The 24,631-nt window shown below is 66.0% G+C and carries 25 protein-coding genes and 1 other RNA gene; 14 read left to right on the plus strand and 12 right to left on the minus strand.

Features of this window, described 5'->3' with window-relative positions:
* Positions 1-65: 65 nt before the first annotated feature.
* Both groL and groES read right to left on the minus strand, forming a co-directional pair.
* On the minus strand, positions 66-1,712 hold the full coding sequence (groL, locus tag FBX97_RS13020) for a chaperonin GroEL (protein WP_141832236.1): 1,647 nt from the start codon (positions 1,710-1,712) through the stop codon (positions 66-68).
* A 32-nt stretch (positions 1,713-1,744) separates the two neighbouring features.
* Positions 1,745-2,035, minus strand: a complete 291-nt coding sequence (gene groES, locus FBX97_RS13025) for a co-chaperone GroES (RefSeq protein ID WP_056130611.1) — start codon at positions 2,033-2,035, stop codon at positions 1,745-1,747.
* Positions 2,036-2,398: 363 nt separating this feature from the next.
* On the opposite strand from groES, the gene FBX97_RS13030 reads away from it, so the two are divergent.
* The 11 genes from FBX97_RS13030 (at position 2,399) to pqqE (ending at position 10,922) form a co-directional block, all read left to right on the plus strand.
* Positions 2,399-2,641: a hypothetical protein gene (locus FBX97_RS13030; protein WP_141832238.1), complete on the plus strand. Its 243-nt coding sequence runs from the start codon at positions 2,399-2,401 to the stop codon at positions 2,639-2,641.
* Positions 2,638-2,949: a cell division protein ZapA gene (locus FBX97_RS13035; RefSeq protein WP_141832240.1), complete on the plus strand. Its 312-nt coding sequence runs from the start codon at positions 2,638-2,640 to the stop codon at positions 2,947-2,949. The genes FBX97_RS13030 and FBX97_RS13035 overlap by 4 nt, the downstream gene beginning before the upstream one ends.
* Before the next feature lie 44 nt (positions 2,950-2,993).
* A non-coding RNA gene (gene ssrS / locus FBX97_RS13040) (6S RNA) lies at positions 2,994-3,174 on the plus strand.
* A 64-nt stretch (positions 3,175-3,238) separates the two neighbouring features.
* Positions 3,239-3,739: an EVE domain-containing protein gene (locus FBX97_RS13045; RefSeq protein ID WP_141832242.1), complete on the plus strand. Its 501-nt coding sequence runs from the start codon at positions 3,239-3,241 to the stop codon at positions 3,737-3,739.
* Between the two features lie 13 nt (positions 3,740-3,752).
* Complete coding sequence (locus tag FBX97_RS13050) at positions 3,753-4,589, plus strand: sulfite exporter TauE/SafE family protein (protein ID WP_141832244.1); 837 nt, start codon at positions 3,753-3,755, stop codon at positions 4,587-4,589.
* A gap of 12 nt (positions 4,590-4,601) precedes the next feature.
* A complete protein-coding gene (locus tag FBX97_RS13055) occupies positions 4,602-7,508 on the plus strand; it encodes an insulinase family protein (protein ID WP_141832246.1) in 2,907 nt (968 codons plus the stop codon).
* Between the two features lie 68 nt (positions 7,509-7,576).
* Complete coding sequence (gene pqqA, locus FBX97_RS29860) at positions 7,577-7,762, plus strand: pyrroloquinoline quinone precursor peptide PqqA (RefSeq protein WP_221631802.1); 186 nt, start codon at positions 7,577-7,579, stop codon at positions 7,760-7,762.
* A 76-nt stretch (positions 7,763-7,838) separates the two neighbouring features.
* On the plus strand, positions 7,839-8,753 hold the full coding sequence (gene pqqB / locus FBX97_RS13065; protein WP_141832248.1) for a pyrroloquinoline quinone biosynthesis protein PqqB: 915 nt from the start codon (positions 7,839-7,841) through the stop codon (positions 8,751-8,753).
* A complete protein-coding gene (pqqC, locus tag FBX97_RS13070; RefSeq protein WP_141832250.1) occupies positions 8,750-9,475 on the plus strand; it encodes a pyrroloquinoline-quinone synthase PqqC in 726 nt (241 codons plus the stop codon). Before pqqB ends, pqqC begins: the two co-directional genes overlap by 4 nt.
* Positions 9,472-9,759, plus strand: coding sequence for a pyrroloquinoline quinone biosynthesis peptide chaperone PqqD (gene pqqD / locus FBX97_RS13075; protein ID WP_141832252.1), 288 nt, complete (start codon positions 9,472-9,474; stop codon positions 9,757-9,759). The genes pqqC and pqqD overlap by 4 nt, the downstream gene beginning before the upstream one ends.
* On the plus strand, positions 9,759-10,922 hold the full coding sequence (gene pqqE, locus FBX97_RS13080) for a pyrroloquinoline quinone biosynthesis protein PqqE (protein WP_141834419.1): 1,164 nt from the start codon (positions 9,759-9,761) through the stop codon (positions 10,920-10,922). The genes pqqD and pqqE overlap by 1 nt, the downstream gene beginning before the upstream one ends.
* Before the next feature lie 6 nt (positions 10,923-10,928).
* On the opposite strand, the gene FBX97_RS13085 is transcribed toward pqqE, so the two are convergent.
* The 3 genes from FBX97_RS13085 to FBX97_RS13095 form a co-directional block, all read right to left on the minus strand.
* Complete coding sequence (locus tag FBX97_RS13085; RefSeq protein ID WP_141832254.1) at positions 10,929-11,135, minus strand: hypothetical protein; 207 nt, start codon at positions 11,133-11,135, stop codon at positions 10,929-10,931.
* 104 nt (positions 11,136-11,239) lie between these two features.
* Entirely contained in the window at positions 11,240-12,055 is an 816-nt protein-coding gene (gene lgt, locus FBX97_RS13090; RefSeq protein ID WP_141832256.1) for a prolipoprotein diacylglyceryl transferase, read from the minus strand.
* 1 nt (position 12,056) lies between these two features.
* Positions 12,057-12,950, minus strand: coding sequence for a LysR family transcriptional regulator (locus tag FBX97_RS13095; RefSeq protein ID WP_141832258.1), 894 nt, complete (start codon positions 12,948-12,950; stop codon positions 12,057-12,059).
* A 140-nt stretch (positions 12,951-13,090) separates the two neighbouring features.
* On the opposite strand from FBX97_RS13095, the gene ilvD reads away from it, so the two are divergent.
* Positions 13,091-14,764 (plus strand): dihydroxy-acid dehydratase, encoded by a 1,674-nt coding sequence (gene ilvD / locus FBX97_RS13100; protein ID WP_141832259.1) that lies wholly within the window; start codon positions 13,091-13,093, stop codon positions 14,762-14,764.
* Positions 14,765-14,803: 39 nt separating this feature from the next.
* Here the strand turns inward: ilvD and FBX97_RS13105 are convergent, their stop codons facing one another.
* Positions 14,804-15,028, minus strand: coding sequence for a TIGR04438 family Trp-rich protein (locus FBX97_RS13105; protein ID WP_141832261.1), 225 nt, complete (start codon positions 15,026-15,028; stop codon positions 14,804-14,806).
* Between the two features lie 179 nt (positions 15,029-15,207).
* Between FBX97_RS13105 and FBX97_RS13110 the strand changes: the two genes are divergently transcribed.
* The gene (locus FBX97_RS13110) at positions 15,208-15,522 is read left to right on the plus strand and encodes a c-type cytochrome (RefSeq protein ID WP_141832263.1); all 315 of its coding nucleotides are present in this window, start codon (positions 15,208-15,210) and stop codon (positions 15,520-15,522) included.
* 65 nt (positions 15,523-15,587) lie between these two features.
* On the opposite strand, the gene FBX97_RS13115 is transcribed toward FBX97_RS13110, so the two are convergent.
* The 6 genes from FBX97_RS13115 to folD all read right to left on the minus strand — a co-directional run bounded on the left by FBX97_RS13115 (position 15,588) and on the right by folD (position 21,482).
* The gene (locus FBX97_RS13115) at positions 15,588-16,727 is read right to left on the minus strand and encodes a branched-chain amino acid ABC transporter substrate-binding protein (RefSeq protein ID WP_141832265.1); all 1,140 of its coding nucleotides are present in this window, start codon (positions 16,725-16,727) and stop codon (positions 15,588-15,590) included.
* A gap of 153 nt (positions 16,728-16,880) precedes the next feature.
* Positions 16,881-17,288, minus strand: a complete 408-nt coding sequence (locus FBX97_RS13120) for a hypothetical protein (protein WP_141832267.1) — start codon at positions 17,286-17,288, stop codon at positions 16,881-16,883.
* Positions 17,285-17,710, minus strand: coding sequence for a DNA polymerase III subunit chi (locus tag FBX97_RS13125; RefSeq protein ID WP_141832269.1), 426 nt, complete (start codon positions 17,708-17,710; stop codon positions 17,285-17,287). Before FBX97_RS13125 ends, FBX97_RS13120 begins: the two co-directional genes overlap by 4 nt.
* An 18-nt stretch (positions 17,711-17,728) precedes the next feature.
* On the minus strand, positions 17,729-18,436 hold the full coding sequence (locus FBX97_RS13130; RefSeq protein ID WP_141832272.1) for a glutaredoxin family protein: 708 nt from the start codon (positions 18,434-18,436) through the stop codon (positions 17,729-17,731).
* A 24-nt stretch (positions 18,437-18,460) separates the two neighbouring features.
* On the minus strand, positions 18,461-20,545 hold the full coding sequence (locus FBX97_RS13135; protein ID WP_185748578.1) for a M3 family metallopeptidase: 2,085 nt from the start codon (positions 20,543-20,545) through the stop codon (positions 18,461-18,463).
* A 28-nt stretch (positions 20,546-20,573) separates the two neighbouring features.
* On the minus strand, positions 20,574-21,482 hold the full coding sequence (folD, locus tag FBX97_RS13140; RefSeq protein WP_141832274.1) for a bifunctional methylenetetrahydrofolate dehydrogenase/methenyltetrahydrofolate cyclohydrolase FolD: 909 nt from the start codon (positions 21,480-21,482) through the stop codon (positions 20,574-20,576).
* A gap of 325 nt (positions 21,483-21,807) precedes the next feature.
* Here folD and aceE point away from each other — a divergent pair, with 325 nt between their 5' ends.
* Positions 21,808-24,504, plus strand: coding sequence for a pyruvate dehydrogenase (acetyl-transferring), homodimeric type (gene aceE, locus FBX97_RS13145; protein WP_141832276.1), 2,697 nt, complete (start codon positions 21,808-21,810; stop codon positions 24,502-24,504).
* Positions 24,505-24,631: the final 127 nt, after the last annotated feature.

Below are 24,631 nucleotides of genomic sequence, written 5' to 3' on the forward strand. Positions count from 1 at the left end.
AAAGCCCGCGGAGCGAACCCCGCGGGCTTTACTTTATGACTCGGTTGGCTGACGCCGTCCGGCTATTACATCATGCCGTCCATGCCGCCCATGCCACCCATACCGCCCATGCCGCCCATACCGCCGGCCGGCTTGTCTTCGGCGATCTCGGAGACCATCGCGTCGGTGGTCAGCATCAGGCCGGCGATCGACGCTGCGTTCTGCAGTGCCGAGCGGGTGACCTTGGCCGGGTCCAGCACGCCCATTTCGACCATGTCGCCATAGGTGCCGTTGGAAGCGTTGTAGCCATGGTTGCCGGTACCGGCCAGCACGGCCGACACGACGACCGACGGCTCTTCACCGGCGTTCTGGACGATCATGCGCAGCGGCTCTTCCATCGCGCGCAGCACGATCTTGATGCCGGCTTCCTGGTCCGGGTTGTCGCCCTGGACGTTGATCGCAGCACGGGCGCGCAGCAGGGCCACGCCGCCGCCAGGCACGATGCCTTCTTCGACGGCGGCACGGGTAGCGTGCAGCGCGTCTTCCACGCGGGCTTTCTTCTCTTTCATTTCGACTTCGGTGGCAGCACCGACGCGGATCACGGCAACGCCGCCGGCCAGCTTGGCCACGCGTTCCTGCAGTTTTTCGCGGTCGTAGTCCGAGGTCGCTTCTTCGATCTGGACGCGGATCATCTTGACGCGGCCTTCGATCGCTTCAGCCTGGCCGGCACCGTCGATGATGATGGTGTTTTCCTTGCCGACTTCGATGCGCTTTGCCTGGCCCAGTTCGTTCAGGGTGACTTTTTCCAGGGTCAGGCCGACTTCTTCGGCGATGACCTGGCCACCGGTCAGGATGGCGATGTCTTCCAGCATGGCCTTGCGGCGGTCGCCGAAGCCCGGGGCCTTGACGGCGACGGTCTTGAGGATGCCACGGATGTTGTTGACCACCAGGGTCGCCAGGGCTTCGCCGTCGATGTCTTCGGCGACGATCACCAGCGGACGGCCGGCTTTCGCGACTTGCTCCAGCACCGGCAGCAGGTCACGGATGTTCGAGATCTTCTTGTCGCACAGCAGGACGAACGGGTTCTCGTGAACGGCAACCTGCTTGTCCGGGTTGTTGATGAAGTACGGCGACAGGTAGCCGCGGTCGAACTGCATACCTTCGACGATGTCCAGCTCGTCGTTCAGCGACTTGCCGTCTTCGACGGTGATGACGCCTTCCTTGCCGACTTTTTCCATCGCTTCAGCGATGCGCTCGCCAACCGACGAATCCGAGTTGGCCGAGATGGTGCCGACCTGGGCGATCTCTTTCGAGGTGGTGGTCGGCTTGGCGATTTTCTTCAGTTCTTCGACGGTCGCTGCGACGGCCTTGTCGATGCCGCGCTTCAGGTCCATCGGGTTCATGCCGGCGGCAACGAACTTCATGCCTTCGCGCACGATGGCTTGTGCCAGCACGGTCGCGGTGGTGGTGCCGTCGCCGGCGTTGTCGCTGGTCTTCGAAGCGACTTCCTTGACCATCTGCGCGCCCATGTTCATGAGCTTGTCTTTCAGTTCGATCTCTTTCGCGACCGAGACACCGTCCTTGGTGACGGTCGGGGCGCCGAACGAGCGCTCGAGAACGACGTTGCGGCCTTTCGGGCCCAGGGTGACTTTGACTGCGTTGGCGAGAATGTTCACGCCTTCGACCATCTTGGCGCGTGCTACGTCGCCGAACACTACATCTTTAGCTGCCATTTGTTATTTCTCCGTTCGTAGGATGGACTGGATTACTGGGCCACGACGGCCATGATGTCTTCTTCGCGCATGACCAGCAGCTCTTCGCCATTGACCTTGACGGCCTGGCCCGAGTATTTGCCGAACAGGACGCGGTCGCCGACTTTCACTTCCAGCGGACGGACGTTGCCGTTTTCTTGCACCTTACCGTTGCCCACGGCGAGGACCTCACCCTGGTCCGGCTTTTCGGCTGCGGCATCAGGGATGATCAGGCCGGACGCAGTTTTCGTTTCCTGGTCGAGACGCTTCACGATCACGCGATCGTGCAAGGGGCGAAGGTTCATGCAAAACTCCTTAGTTAATAATTGAATATCGTTTTTACGGAAGACCCCGGTTCAGACCGAGGCCGGTGTAAAGAGGTGTTAGCACTCTACACTAACGAGTGCTAATTATAGGGACGATAATTTGCCTTTTCAAGCAGCTATGTTGGCGTTTTAACTGTCTTTTTTGAGAAGGCGCAAGCGAAAATCGGCGCTGAGGCAATGCACCTCCCTGCCGTTTGCGACACAAACGGAGGCTGAGTAGCCGGCTGTGTCGTAGCGTTCAGTAAATGCATAAGCACGGAAGCCTATCATTCTTCGCCTGCGCAGGTGCGCACGCCAGCGAACCTTGTTGACGAAAAAATCGAGTCGGACCTATAGTTATGAATGATTTCCGAATTCCAAGACCTATCCGACAAGATCGACCGGCTCGCGCAGCTGGCGCAGTCGCTGCGCAGCGAGAATTACCTGCTGCGCCAGGCGAATGCGCTGCTGAGCGCCGAGAACGTCGACTTCAAGCACCGGCTGATCGCCGCCCAGCAACGCGTCGAGGCGATGCTGGCCCAGCTCGAGCCGCCGGCACCCGCCGAACAAGATTCCACCCCTGACGACAGCGAGGCCGCACGATGATCAACCTGGACGTACTGATCATGGGCCAGCCCTACCGCCTGGCCTGCCGCGACGGCGAGCAGAAGACGCTGCGCGAAGCCGTGGCCTACCTGGACGCCAAGATGTGCGCGCTGCGCGATTCGGGCAAGGTCAGGGGCACCGACCGCATCGCGGTGATGGCGGCGCTGTCGGTGGCGGCCGAGTTCCTGTCGGTGAAATCGCCGCAGGGGCCGCTGTCGGATATGACCATGATGGAAGTCAAGCAGAAACTGGAGTCGATGCACGCGGTGTTGGACAGTGTGCTGGCTCCGCAGGAAAATTTACTCTGAGCCGGATTTCGTTTGACAAGCCGGTGCATCGTAGTAAACTGGCGCCTACCCTGCGGTGTTCGAGATTTGCCATATATTCCTTGAACCATTCAATCGCATAGGTTGCGGAACATTCTCGGTGGGCGTGATCGTCACTTGTTTGACGAACCCGAAATTGAGCTGACTGTGACCACCTTGAGCCGTCAGGTTCGGGATGCCGGCAATAACGGCACAGGCGGGGCTATAATCCGGAGCGGTTGCGACACCCAGGTGCGCAGCCGCTTTTTTATTTGTGCTGGAGTCTGTACGCATGCCTTACTGGCTGATGAAATCCGAACCCGACGAAGTGAGCTTCGACGACGTGCTGGCCGCCCCCGGCCAGACCGTCGCCTGGTTCGGCGTGCGCAACTACCAGGCCCGCAATTTCATGCGCGACGCGATGCAGCCCGGCGACGGCATCCTGTTCTACCATTCCAGCTGCGCCGTGCCCGGCGTGGCCGGCATCGCGGTGGTGGCCAGCACGCCCTACCCGGACGCCTCCCAGTTCGACGCGGCCAGCCCCTACCACGATCCCAAGGCCACGCCGGACAACCCGCGCTGGATCTCGGTCGACGTCAAGGCGGTGGCGCAGGGGCGCTACCTGCCGCTGACCGAATTGCGCGGCGTGCCCGAACTCGAGGACATGGTGCTGCTGCAGAAGGGCAGCCGGCTGTCGGTGTCGCCGGTCACGGCGGGGCAGTGGAAGCGCATCCTGGCGTTGGCCGGTGTCGCCGATACCGTCGCCGCCGCGGCCGCCGGCCAGGCTGCCTGAACCGATACCGTCGATGGGAGCCGGCTTCCTCGGACTCGACCCCGGCCTGATCCTCATCCTGCTGGCGATGGGCTGCTTCGGCGGCTTTTCGGCCGGCCTGCTCGGCATCGGCGGCGGCATGGTGCTGGTGCCCTTCATGACGATGATCTTCACGGCGCGCGGCTTCGCCCCGCACCTGGTCGTGCACATGGCGATCGCCACCTCGCTGGCCACCATTTTGTTTACCTCGATGTCGTCGATGCGCGCCCACCACCGCCACGGCGCCGTGCTGTGGCGGGTGGCGCGGCTGCTGGCGCCGGGCATCGTGATCGGTTCCCTCATCGGTCCCTGGATCGGCAAGCAGATGAATACCGCCATGCTGTCGCTGTTCTTCGCCGCCTTCGTCGCCTTTTCGGCGACCCAGATGCTGCTCAACAAGCGCCCCGGCGGCGGGCGCGACCTGCCCGGCACGCCCGGCATGCTGGCGGCCGGCGGGGTGGTCGGGCTGCTGTCCGGCTTCCTCGGCGCCGGCGGCGGCTTCGTCTCGATCCCGTTCATGACCTGGTGCCGCATCCCGATCCACAACGCGGTGGCGACCAGCGCCGCGCTCGGGTTCCCGATCGCGCTGGCGGGCACCGCGGCGAACATCTATTACGGCTGGAGCGAGCCCGACCTGCCGGCCGGCGCGCTCGGCTTCATCTGGGTGCCGGGGCTGGCCTTGATCGTAGTCGCCAGCATGACGGTGGCGCCGCTGGGCGCAAAGCTGGCGCACCGGCTGCCGGTGGTCAAGCTCAAGCGCATCTTCGCCGGCATTTTTTACCTGCTGGCGGCGTACATGCTGTGGAAAGCCGTGTCTGGACGATTCAGCTGAGGATACCGCCGCATGCCGCCCCTATCGACCCGCTTTGAACAGACCGGCAGCGATGCCGTGCCCGCGCTGCGCGCCACCATCGAACAGTACCGCGATCCGCACTCGGGCGCGCGCCACATCCACATGGCCACCGATGCGCGGGAAAGCGCCTTCCTGGCGGGTTTTCCGAGCTTGCCCGATGCCAGCGACGGCCGCGCCCATATCCTCGAACACCTGGCCCTGAGCGGGTCGCAGCGTTTCCCGGTGCGCGCGCCGTTCTTTTCGATGCTGCGGCGCTCGCTCGCGACCCACATGAACGCCCGTACCGAGGCCGATCGCACCGCCTACCTGTTCGCCAGTACCGACGAGCGCGACTTCTTCAACCTGCTCGAGGTCTACCTGGACGCCTGCTTCCAGCCGACGCTGGACTACCTGGACTTCCTGCAGGAAGGCTGGCGCCACGTGTTCAAGGACGGGAAACTGGCCTTGCAGGGCGTCGTGCTCAACGAGATGAAGGGTGCCATGGCCGACCCGATGCATGCGCTGCGGCGCGGCATCCTAGCGCCGCTGCTGGCCGGCACCACCTACGCAGTCGATCCGGGCGGCGATCCGCTGGCGATACCTGGCCTGAGCCACGCCATGCTGCGCGCCTTCCACGCGCGCCACTATCATCCCTCGCAGGCGGTGTTCATGAGCGCGGGCCGGATCGCGCCGTCACGGATCCAGGAGCGCATCGCCAGCCAGGTGCCGGTGCCCGCCGGCAGCCGCATGCCGCGCCTGCAGCCTGCACTGGCGGCGTCGTGGCGCGCGCCGCGCGAGCAGCAGCTGCGCGTGCCGGCGCAAGGGCAGCAGCCGGACGGGCACGGCCTGCAACTGGCCTGGCTGCTCGGCGAAACGAACGATGCCTTTGGCCGCTGCTGCGCCGACCTGCTGTGGGCCGGCCTGCTCGGCGGCGCCGCGGCGCCCCTGCGCGCGGCCCTGGAGTCGGCGGGGTTCGGGCGGCCGTCGCGCCTGAACGGGCTGGAGACGGACATGCGCCAGATGGTGTTCCATGTCGGCATGGAAGGCTTGCATGCGGCGCAGGCCGGCGACGCTTCCGGCCTGATCCTGTCCACGCTGGAACGGGTGGCCGACGATGGCGTACCCCCGGCGCCCCTGCGCGCGGCGCTGCGCGACCTGCGCTACCGCCAGCGCGATACCGACGGCGGCGGCCACACGCCGTTCGCGCTGCGCCGCCTGCTGCAGGCCTTGCCGCTGGCGCTGTACGGCGGCGACGTGCTGGACGGGTTCGACAATGAACGCACGCTGGCGGCGCTGGACGAGCGCATCGAGGATCCGCGCTTCTTCAAGGGACTGGTGCGCGCGCTGCTCGACAATCCGACTCGCCTGGTGACCCATGTCGTGCCCGACCCCGGCTTTTTCGCGGCACGCGCCGAGGCCGAGCGGCAGATGCTGGCCACGCGCCAGGCGGCGCTGTCCGGCGCCGGGCGCGCCCGCATCGACGCCGACGCCGCGGCGCTGGCCGCACGCCAGGCCATGGCGGACGACAAGGCGCTGCTGCCGCGCATCCGGCCCGCCGACATCGGTGCCGACCCCGGGCCGCCGGTGGCCGCGCCGCGCACCGTGGACGGCAGCGCGGTGGTCGCCGCGGCCACCAACGGCATCGTCCATGCCAGGGCGTTGTACCCCGTCTCGGACTTCGATGCCGACGACTGGCCGTGGCTGGACCTGTACGTGCGGCTGCTGCCGGGCCTGGGGACGGGCACCCGCGATTTCGCTGCCGCTGCGGCCTGGCGGCGCGCGGCGGCACCGGACTTCCAGGCCGTCGTCGAGACCGCCCTGGCGCCGGACGGCAGGCTGCATCTCGACGTTGCCTTTGCCGCCGCCGGCCTGGATGGCGACGAGGCGGCGCTCGCCGGCCTGCTGGCGGCCAGCGTCGCCGGGGCGCGCTTCGACGAGAGCGCGCGCCTGGCCTTCCTGGCCGAGCGCCTGGTGCAGGAGCGCTGCGACGGCCTGGCCGGCGCCGGGCGCCAGTACGCGATGCTGGCTGCATGCGCGCCATGCTCGCCGGTCTACCGGTTCCGCAACGCGGTCGACGGGGTGCCGGCGCTGGCGTTTTACCGAGGGCTGAGGCAGCTGTGCCGCACCCCGGCGGGCGTGGCGCAGCTGGGTGCGCGCCTGGCGGCCGTGCATGCGCGGGTGACGGCCGCGGCGCCGGCGCGCCTGTGCATCGGCGCTGATGCCGCCGCAAGCGCGCTGGCACGCCTGCTGGCGGCGCCGGGTGCCTTCGGTACGGCTGCATCCGGTACGGCCGCCGCCGGCACCGCACAGAGTGGCGCCATCATTGCGCAGGCAGCGCCGGCCAACGTCGCCTTGCAGGCCGGCGGTCAGGTCAACCATTGCGCCATCGCCTGGCGCGCTCCCGGCATCGATCATCCGGATGCCGCGCCGCTGGCGCTGGCGGCCGAACTGCTGGCGGCCCGGCTGCACCGCGCGCTGCGCGAACAGGGCGGGGCCTACGGCGCCCTTGCGCACTACGACGGCGACGCGCAGCTGTTCGCCATGGCTTCCGTGCACGACCCGCGCCTGGCCGGCACCTATGCCGATTTCAGTGCCGCGCTGGACGCGCTGGCCGATGCCGGCCCCGATCCGGCATCCTTCGAGGAGGCCATCGTCAGCGCGATCAAGGGCATCGACCGGCCGCTGCCGCCGCACCGGGATGCGCTGCATGCCTGGCGCATGGGGCGCGCCGGCATCGCCCCGGCCCTGCGTGGGCGCCTGCGCAGCGCCGTGCTGGCCTGCACCCCGGCGCAGGTGCGCGCCGCGGCCGCCGCCTGGCTGTTGCCGGCGGGCGCCAGCCGCGCCGCCTTTGCCGGCGCCGGCGGGCAGGATCTGGCCGGGCTGGACCCGCTCGACCTGGGCGCCTTGTTGGCGTCCTGAGTGGCGTACCAAGCGGCGTACCAAGCGGCGTAATGACGTGCCGCGGCGGCCACGCTGCGCACGCTTGCATGTTCATGATCTGGCAGGATCGGCCGGATTTTGTCACAATGCTCATCGGCGGCACCGCAAGCGCCGCCGGCATTTCGTCCAACCGCGACATCCACCGAAGGAGACGCATCATGACCTGGCAAACCCCGCAAGCGATCGACGTTCGCCTCGGCTTCGAAATCACGATGTACATTTCGAACCGTTGATCGTCAACCGCCGGCAGGCCTCGGACGCGTTCCGTCGCCCGCCGGCACCGCTTGCCTTCATCACCTGGAACACCCTTTGAAAATCCGTATCCTCGGTTCGGCGGCCGGCGGCGGTTTCCCGCAATGGAACTGCAACTGCGTCAACTGCGATGGCGTGCGCAAGGGCACCATCGACGCCGTCCCGCGCACCCAATCCTCGATCGCCGTCAGTGAAAACGACACCGACTGGCTCCTCATCAACGCCTCGCCCGACATCCTGGCCCAGATCCGCGCCAATCCGGCCCTGCAGCCGGCGCGCGCGATCCGCGACAGCGGCATCGCCGCGGTCCTGCTGATGGACGCGCAGATCGACCACGTCACCGGTCTCCTGATGCTGCGCGAGCGCGGCAGCCCGCTGCCGCTGTACGCCACCGAACAGGTGCTGGCCGACCTGGCCCAGGCCCTGCCGATCACGCGCGTGCTCGGGCACTACTGCGGCGTCGATGCGCGCCAGCTCGCCATCGACGGCGCCGCGCTGGCGATTCCGCCGCTGGCCGCCACCACCATCCTGCCGGTGCCGCTGCTGAGCAAGGCGCCGCCGTATTCGCCGCACCGCGACGACCCGCACCCGGGCGACAACATCGGCCTGACGATCCGCAACGGCGCCAGCGGCAAGAGCCTGTTCTATGCACCCGGGCTGGGCGAGATCACGCCGGCCGTGGAAGAGGCCATGCGCAGCGCCGACGTGCTGCTGGTGGACGGCACCTGCTGGAGCGACGACGAGATGCTCACCATGGGCCTGTCGAAAAAGACCGCGCGCATGATGGGCCACCTGGCGCAATCCGGCCCCGGCGGCATGATCGAGCTGCTCGACCGCATGCCCGCAAGCCGCAAGATCCTCATCCACATCAACAACAGCAATCCGATCCTGCGCGAGGACGGGCCGCAGCGCGCCGTGCTGGCCGCGCACGGCATCGAGGTCGCCCTGGACGGCATGGACATCGAACTATGAACGACATCACCCGCAGCGACGCCACGCAGCCGTGGTCGCGCGCCGAATTCGAAGCGCAGCTGCGCGCGATGGGCAAGGGCTACCACATCCACCATCCGTTCAACGTGCGCATGAACGCGGGCCTGTGCTCGCCGGCGCAGATCCGCGGCTGGATCGCCAACCGCTTCTACTACCAGTTCATCATCCCCAAGAAGGACGCGGCGATCCTGTCGAACTGCGACGACCGCGAGACGCGCCGGCTGTGGATCGCGCGCATCCTCGACCACGACGGCTACGGCGACTACCAGGGCGACGCCGAGGGCGGCATGGAAGCCTGGACCCGGCTGGGCGAGGCCGCCGGCATCCCGCGCGCCGAGCTGTGGTCGCTGCAGCACGTGGTGCCGGCGGTGCGCTTCGCCTGCGACGCCTATGTCGACTTCGCGCGCCGTTCGCCTTGGCAGGAAGCGGTGTGCTCGTCGCTGACCGAGATGTTCGCGCCGCAGATCCACAAGGACCGGCTGGCCGGCTGGCCCGCGCATTACCCGTGGGTCGAGGCGGACGGACTGACCTACTTCCGTACCCGCATCCCGCTGGCCCAGCGCGACGTCGAGCACGGCCTGTCGGTCACGCTCGATTATTTCACGACGCGCGAACAGCAGGAGCGCGCACTCGCCATCCTGAAATTCAAGCTGGACATCCTGTGGGCCATGCTGGATGCCATCGAAAAGGCCTATCCCGAATGAGTACTGCATCCACCCCCGCCACCCCGGCGATCCCGGCCACCCCGTCGATCAACCGCCGCTTCCGCCTGCAGTGGGAACCGGCCCAGGACAGCCACGTCCTGCTGTACCCGGAAGGGATGGTCAAGCTGAACGCCAGCGCCGGCGAGATCCTGGCCTGCTGCGACGGCGTGCGCAGCGTCGACGAGATCGTGACCATGCTGGAAGCGAAGTTCCAGACCCAGGGCCTGCGCGGCGACATCGAGCATTTCCTGGCCTACGCCAGCCAGCAGGGGTGGGTCGTGTGATGCAACCCGCCACGACACCCGCTGCATCGCCGCCGCCGCCGTTCTGGCTGCTGGCCGAACTGACCTACCGTTGTCCCTTGCACTGCGCGTTCTGCTACAACCCGCTCCACTACGAAGGCGTGCGCAACGAACTGAGCACCGGCGAGTGGATCGACGTGCTGCGCCAGGCGCGCGCGCTCGGCGCCGTGCAGCTGGGGTTGTCGGGCGGCGAGCCCTTGACGCGCGACGATCTCGAGGAACTGGTCGCGGAAGCGCGCCGCCTCGGCTTCTACAGCAACCTGATCACCTCCGGCGTCGGCCTGACCGAAACCCGCATCGCCGCGCTCAAGCAGGCCGGGCTCGATCACATCCAGCTGTCGTTCCAGGATTCGACGCGCGAGCTCAACGATTTCCTGAGCAGCACCAAGACCTTCGAACTCAAGCTGAAGGTCGCAAAGCTGATCAAGCAGTACGATTACCCGATGGTGATGAACTGCGTGCTGCACCGCTACAACCTGCCGCACGTCGGCAAGATCATCGAGATGGCGCTGGAACTGGGTGCCGAGTACCTGGAACTGGCCAACACCCAGTACTACGGCTGGGCCATGAAGAACCGCGACCAGCTGATGCCGACGCTGGAGCAGGTGCGCGAAGCCGAGCGCGTGGTGGCCGGCTACCGCGAGCGCATCGGCGAGCGCTGCAAGCTGCTGTTCGTGGTGCCCGACTACTTCGAGAACCGGCCCAAGGCCTGCATGAACGGCTGGGGCCAGGTTTTCCTCGGGGTGGCGCCGGACGGGGTGGCGCTGCCCTGCCATAACGCGCGCGACCTGCCCGGACTCGATCTGCCGAACGTGCGCGACATGCCGCTGGCCGCGATCTGGCGCGACAGCCGCGCCTTCAATGCCTACCGCGGCAACGACTGGATGCAGGAACCCTGCCGCAGCTGCGACGAAAAGGGGCGCGACCTGGGCGGATGCCGCTGCCAGGCCTTCATGCTGGCGGGCGACGCCGCCGCCACCGACCCGGTCTGCGCCAAGTCGCCGCGGCGGCACGAGGTCGACCAGGTGATCGCCTTTGCCGCACGCGCCGCCGCCGCGCCGGCCGTCCATGCCGGCAACGCGCAACCGATCCTGTTCCGTACCGATGCCAATTCGCGCGGCCTGAGAACCGGACAGGCCGAGTAAGTTTCGTTACGCGCTGACGCCGATCAGGGTATGGCGCCGCAGCCGCAGGTGGCTGCCCTGTACCCGGATGCCCGCCGCCATGCCCCAGGCCGCAGCCCAGCGCAGCGCGCGATCGGTCGCCGGGCCGAAAGGCCGTGCGGCCGCGGCGCGCCGCAGGGCGGCCGCCATGCGCTGCATCGCGTACATCTTTTTGGGTGAGATTTGCTTTGCCATGTCAAAAAGATAATGGCGTGGCGTGCCCGGAACGGTGCTCCAATTAACGAAAAAGGGAAGCGCATGGCTTCCCTTTGTCATTTGCGTGCGGCGGCTAACGCAGCTCAGGCATGCACGGTGCGTTTGTTACCGTTCGAATAAGCCCAGCCCAGCATGATGATGCCGGCAACGATCATCGGCAGCGACAGTACCTGGCCCGAGGTGATCGGCAGGCCGAACACATGGGTTTCCCAGTCCGGCACGCGGAACCACTCGGTGAAGAAGCGGGCACAGCCGTAAAGCAGGGTGTACAGCGCGCCGACCGCCAGGCGCGGCCGCGGCTTGCGCGCGAACAGCCACACGATGATGAAGCACAGGACACCGTCGACCAGCATCTGGTAAAGCGGCGACGGGTGCACCAGCGCCGGCGAATCGACCCACCATTTCATGGCCCAGGGCAGGGAAGGATCGGCCGCGCGGCCCGGCAGTTCGGCGTTGATAAAATTGCCCAGGCGGCCGCAGGCATAGCCGATCGGCACCATCGGCGCGATGAAGTCATACACGTCGAGCAGGTTGCGGCCGCGCTTTTTCGCCCACAAGGCCATCGCGATCAGCACGCCGATGAAGCCGCCGTGGTAGGACATGCCGCCATGCCAGGTCATGAAGATCTCGGCCGGGTGCGCCAGGAAGTAATCGGGCCGGTAGAACAGCACTTCGCCCAGGCGCCCGCCGATCACCACGCCCAGCATGCCGTAGAACAGCATGTCGTCCAGGTCTTCGTTCTTCCACCCTTGCGCGGCGACGTGGGGCTGGGTCTTGATGCGCACCCGGCCCAGGATCACGAACAGGGCAAAGGCGAGCACATACATGATCCCGTACCAGTGGATGTCGACGGGGCCGATGCTGAAGGCGATCGGATTCGGGTGCGGGTGTACGAGCATATTAGATAGTCCTCAATAATTCCAGAAAACCCTGCAGTACCGGCGACGGGTTGTCGCGGCGCCAGGCGATGCCGGTGTCGACGCGCGGCGTCGGGTCGGCGAGGGCACGGTATTCTACGCCCGGCCGCATCAGGTTGGAGACGGATTGTGGCACAAGTGCCAAGCCCATGCCCGCGGAGACCAGGCTGACGATGGTCTGCATCTGGATCGCCTGCTGGCCGACGGCGGGCGTGATGCCGGCCGCGCGCCAGCACGACAGGATGGCGTCGTGCAGGGCCGGCGAGACCTCGCGCGGGAAAATGATCAGCGGCAGGTGCGGCACGTCCTGCAGCCGCACCGCGGCACCATCCGGCGGCAGCGCCAGGCCGGTGGGCGCACACAGGATCAGCGGCTCGTCCAGCACCTTGAGGTAGTCGAGTTGCGCCAGCGCCCGGTCGGGCAGCGGCGGGATCAGGAAGCCGGCGTCGATGCGTCCGCGCAGCAGTTCCTCGACCTGCACGTCGGAAGTCGCTTCGTGCAGGCTCAGGTGCACGTCCGGATAGCGCTCGCTGTAGCGGCGCAGGAAGGGCGGCAGCACGCTGTAGTCGGCCGAGGTGATGAAGGCGATCGCCAGCCGGCCCGCTTCGCCGGCGGCGGCGCGCCGTACCAGCTCCGGCAGCGACTCCGCTTCCGCCAGCAGCCGCTTCGCTTCGGGCAGCAGGGCGGCGCCGGCCGGCGTCAGGGCCACGGTGCGGCGGTTGCGCAGGAACAGCGGCGCGCCGAGCTGGTCTTCGAGGGCGGCGATGGCCTGCGACAGCGGCGGCTGCGTCATGTGCAGGCGCACGGCGGCGCGGCCGAAGTGGAGCTCTTCGGCGACGGTGACGAAATAACGTAGCTGGCGCAGTTCAAGGTGCATGGGCAGACGTTCGGCGATATGTATTTATCGTGGTTTTCGATGCTGTGATTCGCCGAGAATATCACACGGTGCGGAAACTCATTTGACCTGACGCTGTGTGCGGTGCATGCTTTTTGTATACGCATATCGAGGAGACCGCCATGCCCTACAACCGCCGTTCCCGCCACGTCACCGAAGGGGTCGCCCGCAGCCCGAACCGCTCGATGTACTATGCGATGGGTTACCGCGAAGCCGATTTCGACAAGCCGATGATCGGCGTCGCCAACGCCCACTCCACCATCACGCCCTGCAATGCCGGCCTGCAGAAGCTGGCCGACGCCGCGGTGGCGGCGGTCAGGGATGCCGGCGCCAATCCGCAGGTGTTCGGCACGCCGACCATCTCGGACGGCATGTCGATGGGCACCGAGGGCATGAAGTTCTCGCTGATCTCGCGCGAAGTGATCGCCGACAGCATCGAGACCTGCGTCAACGGCCAGTGGATGGATGGCGTGGTCGTGATCGGCGGCTGCGACAAGAACATGCCGGGCGGGATGATCGCGCTGGCGCGCACCAACGTGCCGGGCATCTATGTGTACGGCGGCACCATCCGGCCCGGGCACTGGAAAGGAAAGGACCTGACCATCGTGTCGGCCTTCGAGGCGGTCGGCGAATTCACGGCGGGGCGCATGAGCCGGGAAGATTTCGACGGCATCGAAAAGAACGCCTGCCCGTCGTCCGGCTCCTGCGGCGGCATGTACACCGCGAACACGATGTCCTCGTCGTTCGAGGCGCTCGGCATGTCGCTGCTGTATTCGTCGACGATGGCCAATCCCGACGACGAAAAGACCGATTCCGCCGCCGAGTCGGCGCGCGTGCTGGTGGAGGCGGTGGAGCGCGACCTCAAGCCGCGCGACATCATCACCCGCGAATCGATCGAGAATGCGGTGGCGCTGATCATGGCCACCGGCGGTTCGACCAACGCGGTGCTGCACTACCTTGCGATCGCCCACGCGGCCGAGGTGGAATGGACGATCGACGATTTCGAGCGCGTGCGCCGGCGCGTACCGGTGATCTGCAATCTGAAACCGTCGGGCGAGTACGTGGCGACCGACCTGCACCGCGCCGGCGGCATCCCCCAGGTCATGAAGCTGCTGCTGGACGCCGGCCTGCTGCATGGCGGCTGCATGACCATCACCGGGCGCACGCTGGCCGAGGAGCTGGCCAATGTGCCGTCGACGCCGCCGGCCGGGCAGGACGTGATCCGGCCGCTCGACCGTGCGCTGTATGCGGAAGGGCACCTGGCGATCCTGAAGGGCAACCTGTCGCCGGAAGGCTGCGTGGCCAAGATCAGCGGCCTGAAGAACCCGGTGATCACCGGCCCGGCGCGCGTGTTCGACGACGAAGCCAGCGCCATGGACACCATCCTGGCCAACCGCATCAACGCCGGCGACGTGCTGGTGCTGCGCTACCTCGGGCCGCGCGGCGGCCCCGGCATGCCGGAAATGCTGGCGCCCACCGCGGCGCTGATCGGCAAGGGACTGGGCGAATCGGTCGGCCTGATCACCGACGGCCGCTTCTCGGGCGGCACCTGGGGCATGGTGGTGGGGCACGTGACGCCGGAAGCCTTCGAGGGCGGCACCATCGCGCTGGTGGAGGAGGGCGATTCGATCACGATCGATGCGCACCGGCTGCTGATCCAGCTGAACGTCGCGGACGACGAGATCGCCCGCCGCCGCGCCGCCTGGACCCCGCCGGCACCGCGCTACACCCGCGGCGTGCTGGCGAAATTCGCAGCGCTCGCCAAGCCGGCAAGCGAGGGCGCCGTCACCGATTAGTGATAAGTCTCAAATCGGGCTCTGACCCCGGTTTGATGTTTAGCGGCGTTTGTCGAAGCTCTGCTTGACGCGCGCCTGGCGTCGCTTTTCGTCTTCCGCGTGGGCTTTCTTTTTATCGAGGCCGAGCATCTTTTCGATGAACTCGAACCAGATGAAGCCGGCGACCATCAGGCCGACGATCCACCACCAGGACAGCCCGGCAAATTTCCAGACTTCGAAGAAGCGCAGGACAACGAGAACGAGGATCAACAGGATCAATGGCATGGCAATTCCTTTCAACTGGCATCCTACAACAGTAATGCCTACCGGCAACGAAATCCTGCCTGTTCGTCAACGAAAATGTGTTTCAGCCGTTACGGAATATGTCGATGCCACTCTGGTGCGTGAAACACGCTAGAATCGGACATCTGAGCTGTAGAGCTTTTTCTATTGGAGAAAAGAGAATGAAACGGTCCCTGATGTTGATAGCGGTGTCTGCCCTGGCCGCATTGTCGTCCGCCAGCGCCTTTGCGCAAGCCGATCTGGCCAAGGCCAAGAATTGCATGGCATGCCACGCTGTCGGCAACAAGCTGGTCGGTCCCGCGTACAAGGACGTCGCCGCCAAATATGCCGGCCAGAAGGGCGCCGAAGACAAGCTGGTGCAGAAGGTCCTGAAGGGCGGTTCGGGCGTCTGGGGTCCGGTGCCGATGCCGGCCAATCCGCAGGTGAGCGAGGCCGAAGCCCGCACGCTGGTGAAATGGGTGCTGGCGCAGAAATGATCGCGCCATGAACAAGAAAAAAGCCACTGCATGCAGTGGCTTTTTTTATGCCGTGGAAGCCAGGCTCAGCGCACCACGTCCAGCCTGGTCCGCTTGCCGCCCTTGTAGGTGAACAAGGTCAGCGCGCCATCCTTGATGTCGCCCTTGTCGTCGAACTGGATGGTGCCGGTCACGCCTTCGTACCTGATCTTCTTCAGCTCGGGCAGGTACTTGGCCGGGTCCGCCGATTTGGCGTTCTGCATCGCCGTCGCCATCACCATCACCGAATCGTAGACGTAGGGCGCGTACAGCTGCACGTCCATGTTGAATTTCTTCTTGTAGCGCGCGCGGAAGTCTTCCATCACCTTTTCCTGCGCACCCTTGACGCCACCCGCTTCGGCGCAGAACACCTTGCCTTCGCCGAGGCCGGCCCCGGCCAGGCGGCCCAGCGCGTCGGTACACATGCCGTCGCCGCCCATGAAGGTTGCGGGGATGCCGAGCGCCTTGATCTGCTTCAGCATCGGACCGGCCACCGAATCCATCCCGCCAAAGAAGATCAGATCGGGCTTCTTGGCCTTGATCGAGGTCAGGATGGCGGTGTAGTCGGTCGCGGTCGCGCTGGTGAATTCGCGGCCGACGACGCGTACGCCCGCACCGCCCTTCACGCCCTTGGCGAACTGGTCGGCCACGCCCTGGCCATAGGTGGTGCGGTCGTCGATGATCGCGATGTTCTTCGCCTTCAGCGTGTCGATCGCATACTTGCCCATCGTGGCGCCGAGCTTGACGTCGCTCGCCACCACACGGAAGGCACCGGGGAAGCGCTGCGCCGTGTACTGCGGCGCGGTGGTCGCCGGCGAAATCTGCACGATGCCGGCGTCGTGGTAGATCTTCGACGCTGGTATCGAGGTGCCCGAGTTCAGGTGGCCGATGATGCCGTTGACGTGGGCGTCGACCAGCTTCTGCGCCACTGCGGTTCCCTGCTTGGGATCGGCGCCGTCGTCTTCCGACACCAGCTGGATCGTCACCTTCTGGCCGTTGATGGCGACACCCTTGGCATTCAGCTCGTCGACCGCCATGCGCGCGGCGTTTTCCATGTCCTTGCCAAGGTGGGCGCTGGGGCCGGAGATCGGCGCCACGTGGCCGAGCTTGACGACCTGCTGGGCGCCGGCCGATCCGGCAAAGGCCAGGGCGATGGCAAACGGGATGATTCTGGTGGTGACCTGCATGTTCAATTCTCCAAGGGGATTAACCAAGCTCTCAAGGCCGCAGTGCAACGTATTTGCGCATGGCAAAGGTACAGCAAATTGCCGGCTTCGCAAAGCTTGATGAAGGCCGCACCTGTGCAGTGCGGCCACGCCCCCGGATGAGGCGGGAAAGGATCAGGGCGTGCGCGATTTCAGGTGCGCGAGTTCCTGGGACACGGCGCGCGACACGACCTGTTCGACGGTGTGCTGCAGGCCGTCGCGCAGCTCGGCGGCCAGGCGGGTGGCCACGTGGTCGAGCAGCGGCGCCAGGCTGGTGCGGATCTGGTCTTCGAGCGTCAGTTCGACGCGGTCCTGCAGGCGGTCGAGCACGCGCGCGACCAGGCGTTCTTCGAGGGCTTGCCAGGCGTTGTTTTCGTGGTCTTCGGCGGTCGGTGCCGCGGCCGGCACCGCGGGCGCCACCGCTTCCACGATGTCCGCTGCAGGCACTCCATCCGCAGGCGGGGCTTCGGCAGGCGGCGCCGCCTCGGCCACCACCTCGGTCAGCACCGGAATGCTCTCGTCGTAGGCAGGCGTCGGGGTCATGGCTTGCCCGCCACGAAGTGGGTCAGTGGATACGACTGCCGTTTATAGGCGACGTAGCGCGCGCGGCCGGCCGCGGCGTCTTCCTCGTCGGTCGAAATGATCTCGAACACGCGCTCGAAGCGCTCGAAGCCGGCCGGGGTGCGGCGCGTCAGGTTGACCAGCATGTCGCGGTGCGGCAGCTCGGCGGCTTCGTCGAAGGTGACGATCACCGGCGTTTCCGGCGCCAGCGGGTCGCCCGCCATCACGTGCGGGATGAAATCGGTGCCGGACAGGGTCCACAGGGCATCGTTCAGCTCGGCGGCCTGGGCCGGGCCGTCGGCCAGCAGCACCAGCTTGCCGCGCGCCGCATAGGCCTTGCGCGCCAGCCGGCATGCATAGCTGAGCTTATCGGGGATATTGGTATGGAAATCGATCCGGGTCATACGGGGCTCGGGGTGAACTTATTGCGTGGGCGGCGTGCCGGCCGCGGGGGACTGCCGGCTGCGCGGCTGCTGGTCGGCGGCCTGGGCCGCGGCCTCGTCCGGCGGCATCTTCATCTGCCCGCGCACGGGCGGGGTCGGCGGGGCGCTCGTGGTAGTGGAGGCCGGGGGCGCAACGGTGGAAGCGCCTGCCGCCGGTACCGGCGCCGCGAACTGGTAGGACGGCGGCAGCATCTTCTGGCGCGGGTAGGCGGCTGCCGTCAAGGCATCCTGCCAGGCCGCGGCCTGGAAACCGGCGACCTTGCGGCTGCCGACCAGCAGCAGCGGCAGCTCGCTCCTGCCGTCGTTGGCGCGTTCCAGCTGCTGCTGGTCTGCGCCGCTGTTGACGGTGCGTTCGGAAAACGGAATGCCGCGTGCGCGCAGCAGGGCGCGGCCCTGGTCGCAGCCGTCGCAGCGTGCGGTGGTGTAGAGCACGACCGGCGCCGCCTGCACGGCGCGCGCCAGTTCGTACGGCAGCACCGGCGCCCGGGTGGGTACCGGCCTGTCGGTCTTGAGGATGTCGGACTTGACGCGCGGCGGCGGCGTGTCGCCGTAGTGGGTCACGCCGTGCTCGTCCTTCCATTTATAGACCTGCGCGGCGGCGGCTTCGGCGATCACCAGCAGGACCAGTCCGAGCAGGGCGGCTGCCAGCCGCCGGTGTCCGGGATGCCCATTGTGTGTTCGCTTCATCGAAGCCTCCGCAGCGTCATGGCGTCAAGCCTGCATCCCGCTGTGGCGCAGCAGCGCGTCAATGTTCGGTTCGCGGCCGCGGAAGGCCTTGAACGATTCGAGCGCCGGACGCGAGCCGCCCACCGACAGGATCTCCTGGTGGAAGCGCTTGCCGGTCTGGTCCAGCAGCTCGCCGCCGCCGGCCTCGACCGCCTCTTCGAAGGCCGCATACGCGTCCGCCGACAGGACTTCCGCCCACTTGTAGCTATAGTACCCCGCCGCGTAACCGCCGGCAAAGATATGGCCGAACGAGTGCTGGAAGCGGTTGAACGATGGCGGCACCAGCACCGAGAACTTGCTGCGCACATCGTCCACCAGCGCCTGCACGGTCTGCTGGCTGTTGGGGTCGAAGTCGTAGTGCAGGTGCATGTCGATCAGCGAGAACTCGACCTGGCGCAGCGTCTGCATGCCGGACTGGAAGTTTTTCGCGGCCAGCATCTTGTCGTACAGCGCGCGCGGCAGCGGTTCGCCCGTTTTGACATGGGATGTCATCCCCTGGAGGACATCCCATTCCCAACAGAAGTTTTCCATGAACTGGGACGGCAGCTCGACCGCATCCCATTCCACGCCCGAGATGCCGGACACCGACAATTCGTCGACTTCGGTCAGCATGTGATGCAGGCCGTGGCCGAACTCGTGGAACAGCGTGGTCACTTCGTCGTGCGTGAACAGCGACGGCTGCAGCTTGCCGTCGACTTGCGCCGGCGGGGTGAAGTTGCAGGTGAGGTAGGCGATCGGCGTCTGCACGATGCCGCCGGTAGTGAGCCTGCGGCCGCGGGCGTCGTCCATCCACGCCCCCTGGCCCTTGCCCGGACGCGCGTACAGGTCGAGGTAGAACTGGCCAATCAGCTGGCCGTTCTTTTCGATGCGGAAGAAGCGCACGTCCGGATGCCACACCGGTGCCTGGTCCAGGGCGATCGTCACGCCGAACAGGCGCGAGATCACGCCGAACAGGCCGTCGATCACCTTGTGCTCGGGGAAGTACTGTTTGACTTCCTGGGCCGAGAAGGCGTAGCGCTTTTCGCGCAGCTTTTCGGAGGCGTAGGCCACGTCCCAGGCCTGCATGTCGGCGATGCCCAGCTCGTCCCTGGCAAACGTGCGCAGCTCTTCCAGGTCCTTCTCGGCATACGGACGCGCGCGGCGCGCCAGGTCTTCCAGGAACTCGATCACGTGTTCCGGGCTCTCGGCCATCTTCGGTTCCAGCGACACGTGGGCGAAACTGGTGAAATCGAGCAGCTTGGCTTCCTCGTCGCGCAGCTTCAGCAGCTGGGCGATGTTGCCCGTGTTGTCCCACTTCTCGACTTCCGAGAACACCACGCCCATTTCGGACGCCTTGGTGGCGTTGGCGCGGTAGATCTGTTCGCGCAGTTCGCGCTTGTCGGCGAACTGCAGGATCGGGAAATAGGACGGGAAATGCAGGCTGAATTGCCAGCCGCTCTTGCCGTCGCGCTCGGCCGCGGCACGGGCCGCGCTCTTGGCGTCGTCGGGCAGGCCGGCCAGGTCGGCTTCATCGGCGACCAGCAGCTTGAAATCGTTGGTGGCGTCCAGCACGTTTTCCGAGAAGCGGGTCGACAGCGCGGCCTGCTGCTCCTGGATTTCGGCGAAACGCTCCTTCTGCTTTTCCGGCAGCTCGGCGCCGCCCAGGCGGAAATCGCGCAGCGCGTTGTCGACGATGCGCTTGCGTGCCGGACTCAGGGTGACGAATTCCGGGCTGGCGTGCAGCGCCTTGTATTTGGCGAACAGCGCTTCGTTCTGGCCCAGCTCGGTGAAGAACTCGGTGACCTTCGGCTGGTTTTCGTTATAGACGGCACGCAGTTCCGGCGTGTCCATCACGTGGTTCAGGTGGTTCACCACGCCCCAGGCGCGGCCGAATTGCTCGGTCGCTTCCTCGAGCGGTACGACAAAATTGTCCCAGGTGACGGTGTCAAGGGGCGCTTCCAGCTGCGTCACCACCTCGCGCGCATGGGCGATCAGTTGATCGATCGCGGGAGTCACGTGTTCCGGACGGATCAGGTCGAAACGGGGCAGTCCCGAGAAGTCGAGAAGGGGATTGCTGGTGTCGATACTCATGGTCTTCCTTCCATAGTCATGCGGTGGGTTATGCAACACCGGGCGCCGGGATCATGCCTGCTGCCTGTCCAGGGCGTTCCTGCTTCTTGCCGAGCACGCGTTCCGCGGATTCGACGGTATTCATCAACAGCATGGTAATCGTCATCGGACCGACGCCACCCGGCACCGGCGTCACGTGCGAGGCCACTTCGCTGACGCCAGCGAAATCGACGTCGCCGCACAGCTTGCCCGCGTCGTCGCGGTTCATGCCGACGTCGATCACGATCGCGCCCGGTTTGACCATGTCGGCGGTCACGGTGTTGCGGCGGCCGACGGCGGCCACGATGACGTCGGCCTGGCGGGTGTGGTAGCCCAGGTCCGGCGTTGCGCTATGGCAGATGGTGACGGTTGCGTTGGCTTGCAAGAGCAGCAAGGCCATCGGCTTGCCGACCGTGTTCGAGCGGCCGATGACGACGGCGTGCTTGCCGCGCAAATCGTAGCCGGTCGATTCGATCAGCTTCATGCAGCCGTACGGCGTGCACGGACGGAAGCCGGGCAGGTTGGCGACCAGTTCGCCGGCCGACAGCACCGAGTAGCCGTCCACGTCCTTGCTGGTGGCGATCGCCTCGATCACCTTCGACGAGTCGATGTGCTTCGGCAGCGGCATCTGCACCAGGATGCCGTGGATTGCCGGGTCTTCGTTCAGCGCGGCGATGCGATCCAGCAGTGCCTGTTCCGAAAAATCGGCCTCGTACTTCTCCAGCACCGAATGGAAGCCGACTTCGCCGCAGGCCTTGACCTTGTTGCGCACGTAGACGTGGCTGGCCGGGTCGTCGCCGACGATGATCACGGCCAGGCCCGGCTGGTGGCCGGCCTGGGTGAGGGTGGCGGCGCGCGCGGCGATGTCGGCACGCAGTTGTTTGGAAAGTTGGACTCCGTCGATCAGTTGGGCGGGCATGGCTGGAAACTCACTGTCTGGACAAAAACGAAATTATAAGCGGCGCAGGTATCGCGCGCCGTCCGCGGACGTTCATTGTCATATTTATAGATGCGTCCGCAGACCTCCAGAAATGACTGGTTTGACCCTGTCGACAGCGCGGGAATGCCGATTCCATGCGGCTTTCATAGGGGAATTCCATATTATGAAATTGAATATCGTATTTTGAAAAACGGCTGATCCACTGGTAAAATCGTCAGGCTTTATTAGGGAAGTCTTTTCTGCCACCAAACGTCCAAAGACATGACCAAGGTCGGGTGGGGCACCAACTCAAGGAGACGCAGTAATGTCAGCTCAACTCGACCAGTTGACGGCCCAAGCCGCCAACGACCCGGATACGCTCGAGACCAAGGAATGGCTCGACGCGCTCGAAGCCGTCATCGAATTCGAAGGCACCGATCGCGCCCACTACCTGCTGGAGCGCCTGGTCGACCTGGCCCGCCGCCGCGGCGCCCATGTCCCGTTCTCCAGCAACACTGCATACGTCAACACCATCCCGGCGCACCTCGAAGAGCACTGCCCGGGCAACCTCGAATACGAAGAGCGCCTGCGCTCGTGGATGCGCTGGAACGCGATGGCGATGGTGGTCAAGGCCAACCGCGCCGACGGCGACCTGGGCGGCCACATCTCGTCCTTCGCTTCGCTGGCCAACATGCTGGGCATCGGCTTCAACCACTTCTGGAAAGCCCCGTCGGAAAACCATGGCGGCGACCTGCTGTACATCCAGGGCCACTCGTCGCCCGGCATCTACGCGCGCGCCTTCCTGGAAGGCCGCATCTCCGAAGAGCAGCTGCTGAACTTCCGCCGCGAAGTCGACGGCAAGGGCCTGTCGTCCTACCCGCACCCGAAACTGATGCCGGACTTCTGGCAGTTCCCGACCGTGTCGATGGGCCTGGGCCCGCTGATGGCGATCTACCAGGCGCGCTTCCTGAAGTACCTGCACGCCCGCGGCATCGCCGATACGGCCGAGCGCAAGGTCTGGGTCTTCTGCGGCGACGGCGAGATGGACGAGCCGGAATCGATGGGCGCGATCGGCATGGCCGCCCGCGAACGCCTCGACAACCTGGTCATGGTCGTCAACTGCAACCTGCAGCGCCTGGACGGTCCGGTGCGCGGCAACGGCAAGATCATCCAGGAACTGGAAGCCGACTTCCGCGGCGCCGGCTGGAACGTCGTCAAGGTCGTCTGGGGCCCGGGCTGGGACGCCCTGCTGGCCAAGGACAAGGATGGCATCCTGCAGCGCGTGATGATGGAAACCGTCGACGGCGAATACCAGAACTACAAGGCGAAAGACGGCGCCTACGTGCGCAAGCACTTCTTCGGCAAGGATCCGGAGCTGCTGAAGATGGTCGCCAACATGAGCGACGACGACATCTGGCGCCTGACCCGCGGCGGCCACGACCCGCACAAGATCTATGCCGCGTTCAAGAACGCGCAGGAGAACAAGGGTTCGCCGACCGTGCTGCTGGTGAAGACCGTCAAGGGCTTCGGCATGGGCAAGTCGGGCGAGGCGCGCAACACCGCGCACCAGACCAAGAAGCTGGACGATGAGGCCATCCGCGAAATGCGCGACCGCTTCGCCATCCCGATCCCGGACGACAAGCTGGCCGACATTCCGTTCTTCAAGCCGTCCGACGACGCGCCTGAAATGAAGTACCTGCACGAGCGCCGCGCGGCCCTCGGCGGCTACCTGCCGTCGCGCCGCCAGCAGGCCGACGAAAAGCTGGTCGTGCCGCCGCTGTCGACCTTCAAGGCCGTCCTTGATCCGACCGCCGCCGGCCGCGAGATCTCGACCACGCAAGCCTACGTGCGCACCATCACCGCGCTGCTGAAGGACCAGAGCCTGGGCCAGCGCATCGTGCCGATCCTGGTCGACGAATCGCGTACCTTCGGCATGGAAGGCCTGTTCCGCCAGATCGGTATCTTCAACCAGCAGGGCCAGCTGTACGAACCGGTCGACAAGGACCAGGTGATGTATTACCGCGAAGACAAGGCGGGCCAGATCCTGCAGGAAGGCATCAACGAAGCGGGCGGCATGAGCTCGTGGATCGCCGCGGCGACCTCGTACTCGAGCAACAACCGCGTGATGATCCCGTTCTACACCTTCTACTCGATGTTCGGCATGCAGCGCGTCGGCGACCTGGTCTGGCTGGCCGGCGACATCCGTGCCCGCGGCTTCCTGATGGGCGGCACCGCAGGCCGCACCACGCTGAACGGCGAAGGCCTGCAGCACGAGGACGGCCACAGCCACATCATCGCGGCCACGGTCCCGAACTGCATTCCTTACGACCCGACCTACGGCCACGAAGTCGCCGTCATCATCCAGGACGGCCTGCGCCGCATGGTGGAGAAGCAGGAAGATGTGTTCTACTACATCACCATCATGAACGAGAACTACCCGCAGCCGGGCCTGAAGGAAGGCCAGGAAGAGGGCATCCTGAAGGGCATGTACCTGCTGCGCGAAGGCCAGGCCGGCGCCGCCAACCGCGTCCAGCTGATGGGCTCGGGCACGATCCTGCGCGAGTCCGAGTACGCCGCCGAGCTGCTCCAGAACGACTGGGGCGTCGCCGCCGACGTCTGGTCCTGCCCGTCGCTGACGCTGCTGGCCCGTGACGGCCAGGACGCCGACCGCTGGAACCTGGTGCACCCGGCCGAGGAAGCGCGCCTGCCGTACGTGACCCAGCTGCTGAAGGACACCACCGGCCCGATCGTCGCGACCACCGACTACATGCGCATGTTCGCCGAGCAGATCCGTGCCTACATCCCGAACGGCCGCACCTACAAGGTGCTGGGCACCGACGGCTTCGGCCGCTCGGATTCCCGCGCCAAGCTGCGCGAGTTCTTCGAGGTGAACCGTTACTACATCACGGTCGCCGCGCTGAAGTCGCTGGCAGAAGAAGGCAAGATCGCGGCATCGGTTGTTGCAGACGCGATCGCCAAGTACGGTATCGATCCGAACAAGCCGAATCCTGTGACCCAGTAATGCTTGAGTGCTGAGATAGCGTATGAACGTCATCCCCGCGAAGGCGGGGATCCAAGTTTGTAGCGACTCGCAAAACTTGGATTCCCGCCTGCGCGGGAATGACGCATCTTGGCTGAGCTAAAAATAA

Source organism: Herbaspirillum sp. SJZ107, from assembly GCF_006715485.1.
Lineage (GTDB): Bacteria > Pseudomonadota > Gammaproteobacteria > Burkholderiales > Burkholderiaceae_D > Telluria.

Coding starts and splice junctions, on each gene's coding strand:
- FBX97_RS13125 (WP_141832269.1), bottom strand. CDS start 17,710: ATGACCCGGATCGATTTCCATACCAATATCCCCGATAAGCTCAGCTAT.
- FBX97_RS13115 (WP_141832265.1), bottom strand. CDS start 16,727: ATGCAGGTCACCACCAGAATCATCCCGTTTGCCATCGCCCTGGCCTTT.
- lgt (WP_141832256.1), bottom strand. CDS start 12,055: ATGCTCGTACACCCGCACCCGAATCCGATCGCCTTCAGCATCGGCCCC.
- groL (WP_141832236.1), bottom strand. CDS start 1,712: ATGGCAGCTAAAGATGTAGTGTTCGGCGACGTAGCACGCGCCAAGATG.
- pqqC (WP_141832250.1), top strand. CDS start 8,750: ATGAACGACATCACCCGCAGCGACGCCACGCAGCCGTGGTCGCGCGCC.
- pqqD (WP_141832252.1), top strand. CDS start 9,472: ATGAGTACTGCATCCACCCCCGCCACCCCGGCGATCCCGGCCACCCCG.
- FBX97_RS13055 (WP_141832246.1), top strand. CDS start 4,602: ATGCCGCCCCTATCGACCCGCTTTGAACAGACCGGCAGCGATGCCGTG.
- FBX97_RS13045 (WP_141832242.1), top strand. CDS start 3,239: ATGCCTTACTGGCTGATGAAATCCGAACCCGACGAAGTGAGCTTCGAC.
- FBX97_RS13085 (WP_141832254.1), bottom strand. CDS start 11,135: ATGGCAAAGCAAATCTCACCCAAAAAGATGTACGCGATGCAGCGCATG.
- FBX97_RS13120 (WP_141832267.1), bottom strand. CDS start 17,288: ATGACCCCGACGCCTGCCTACGACGAGAGCATTCCGGTGCTGACCGAG.
- FBX97_RS13035 (WP_141832240.1), top strand. CDS start 2,638: ATGATCAACCTGGACGTACTGATCATGGGCCAGCCCTACCGCCTGGCC.
- ilvD (WP_141832259.1), top strand. CDS start 13,091: ATGCCCTACAACCGCCGTTCCCGCCACGTCACCGAAGGGGTCGCCCGC.
- pqqA (WP_221631802.1), top strand. CDS start 7,577: ATGTTCATGATCTGGCAGGATCGGCCGGATTTTGTCACAATGCTCATC.
- FBX97_RS13105 (WP_141832261.1), bottom strand. CDS start 15,028: ATGCCATTGATCCTGTTGATCCTCGTTCTCGTTGTCCTGCGCTTCTTC.
- FBX97_RS13095 (WP_141832258.1), bottom strand. CDS start 12,950: ATGCACCTTGAACTGCGCCAGCTACGTTATTTCGTCACCGTCGCCGAA.
- aceE (WP_141832276.1), top strand. CDS start 21,808: ATGTCAGCTCAACTCGACCAGTTGACGGCCCAAGCCGCCAACGACCCG.
- FBX97_RS13050 (WP_141832244.1), top strand. CDS start 3,753: ATGGGAGCCGGCTTCCTCGGACTCGACCCCGGCCTGATCCTCATCCTG.
- folD (WP_141832274.1), bottom strand. CDS start 21,482: ATGCCCGCCCAACTGATCGACGGAGTCCAACTTTCCAAACAACTGCGT.
- FBX97_RS13135 (WP_185748578.1), bottom strand. CDS start 20,545: ATGAGTATCGACACCAGCAATCCCCTTCTCGACTTCTCGGGACTGCCC.
- FBX97_RS13030 (WP_141832238.1), top strand. CDS start 2,399: ATGATTTCCGAATTCCAAGACCTATCCGACAAGATCGACCGGCTCGCG.
- FBX97_RS13110 (WP_141832263.1), top strand. CDS start 15,208: ATGAAACGGTCCCTGATGTTGATAGCGGTGTCTGCCCTGGCCGCATTG.
- groES (WP_056130611.1), bottom strand. CDS start 2,035: ATGAACCTTCGCCCCTTGCACGATCGCGTGATCGTGAAGCGTCTCGAC.
- FBX97_RS13130 (WP_141832272.1), bottom strand. CDS start 18,436: ATGAAGCGAACACACAATGGGCATCCCGGACACCGGCGGCTGGCAGCC.
- pqqE (WP_141834419.1), top strand. CDS start 9,759: ATGCAACCCGCCACGACACCCGCTGCATCGCCGCCGCCGCCGTTCTGG.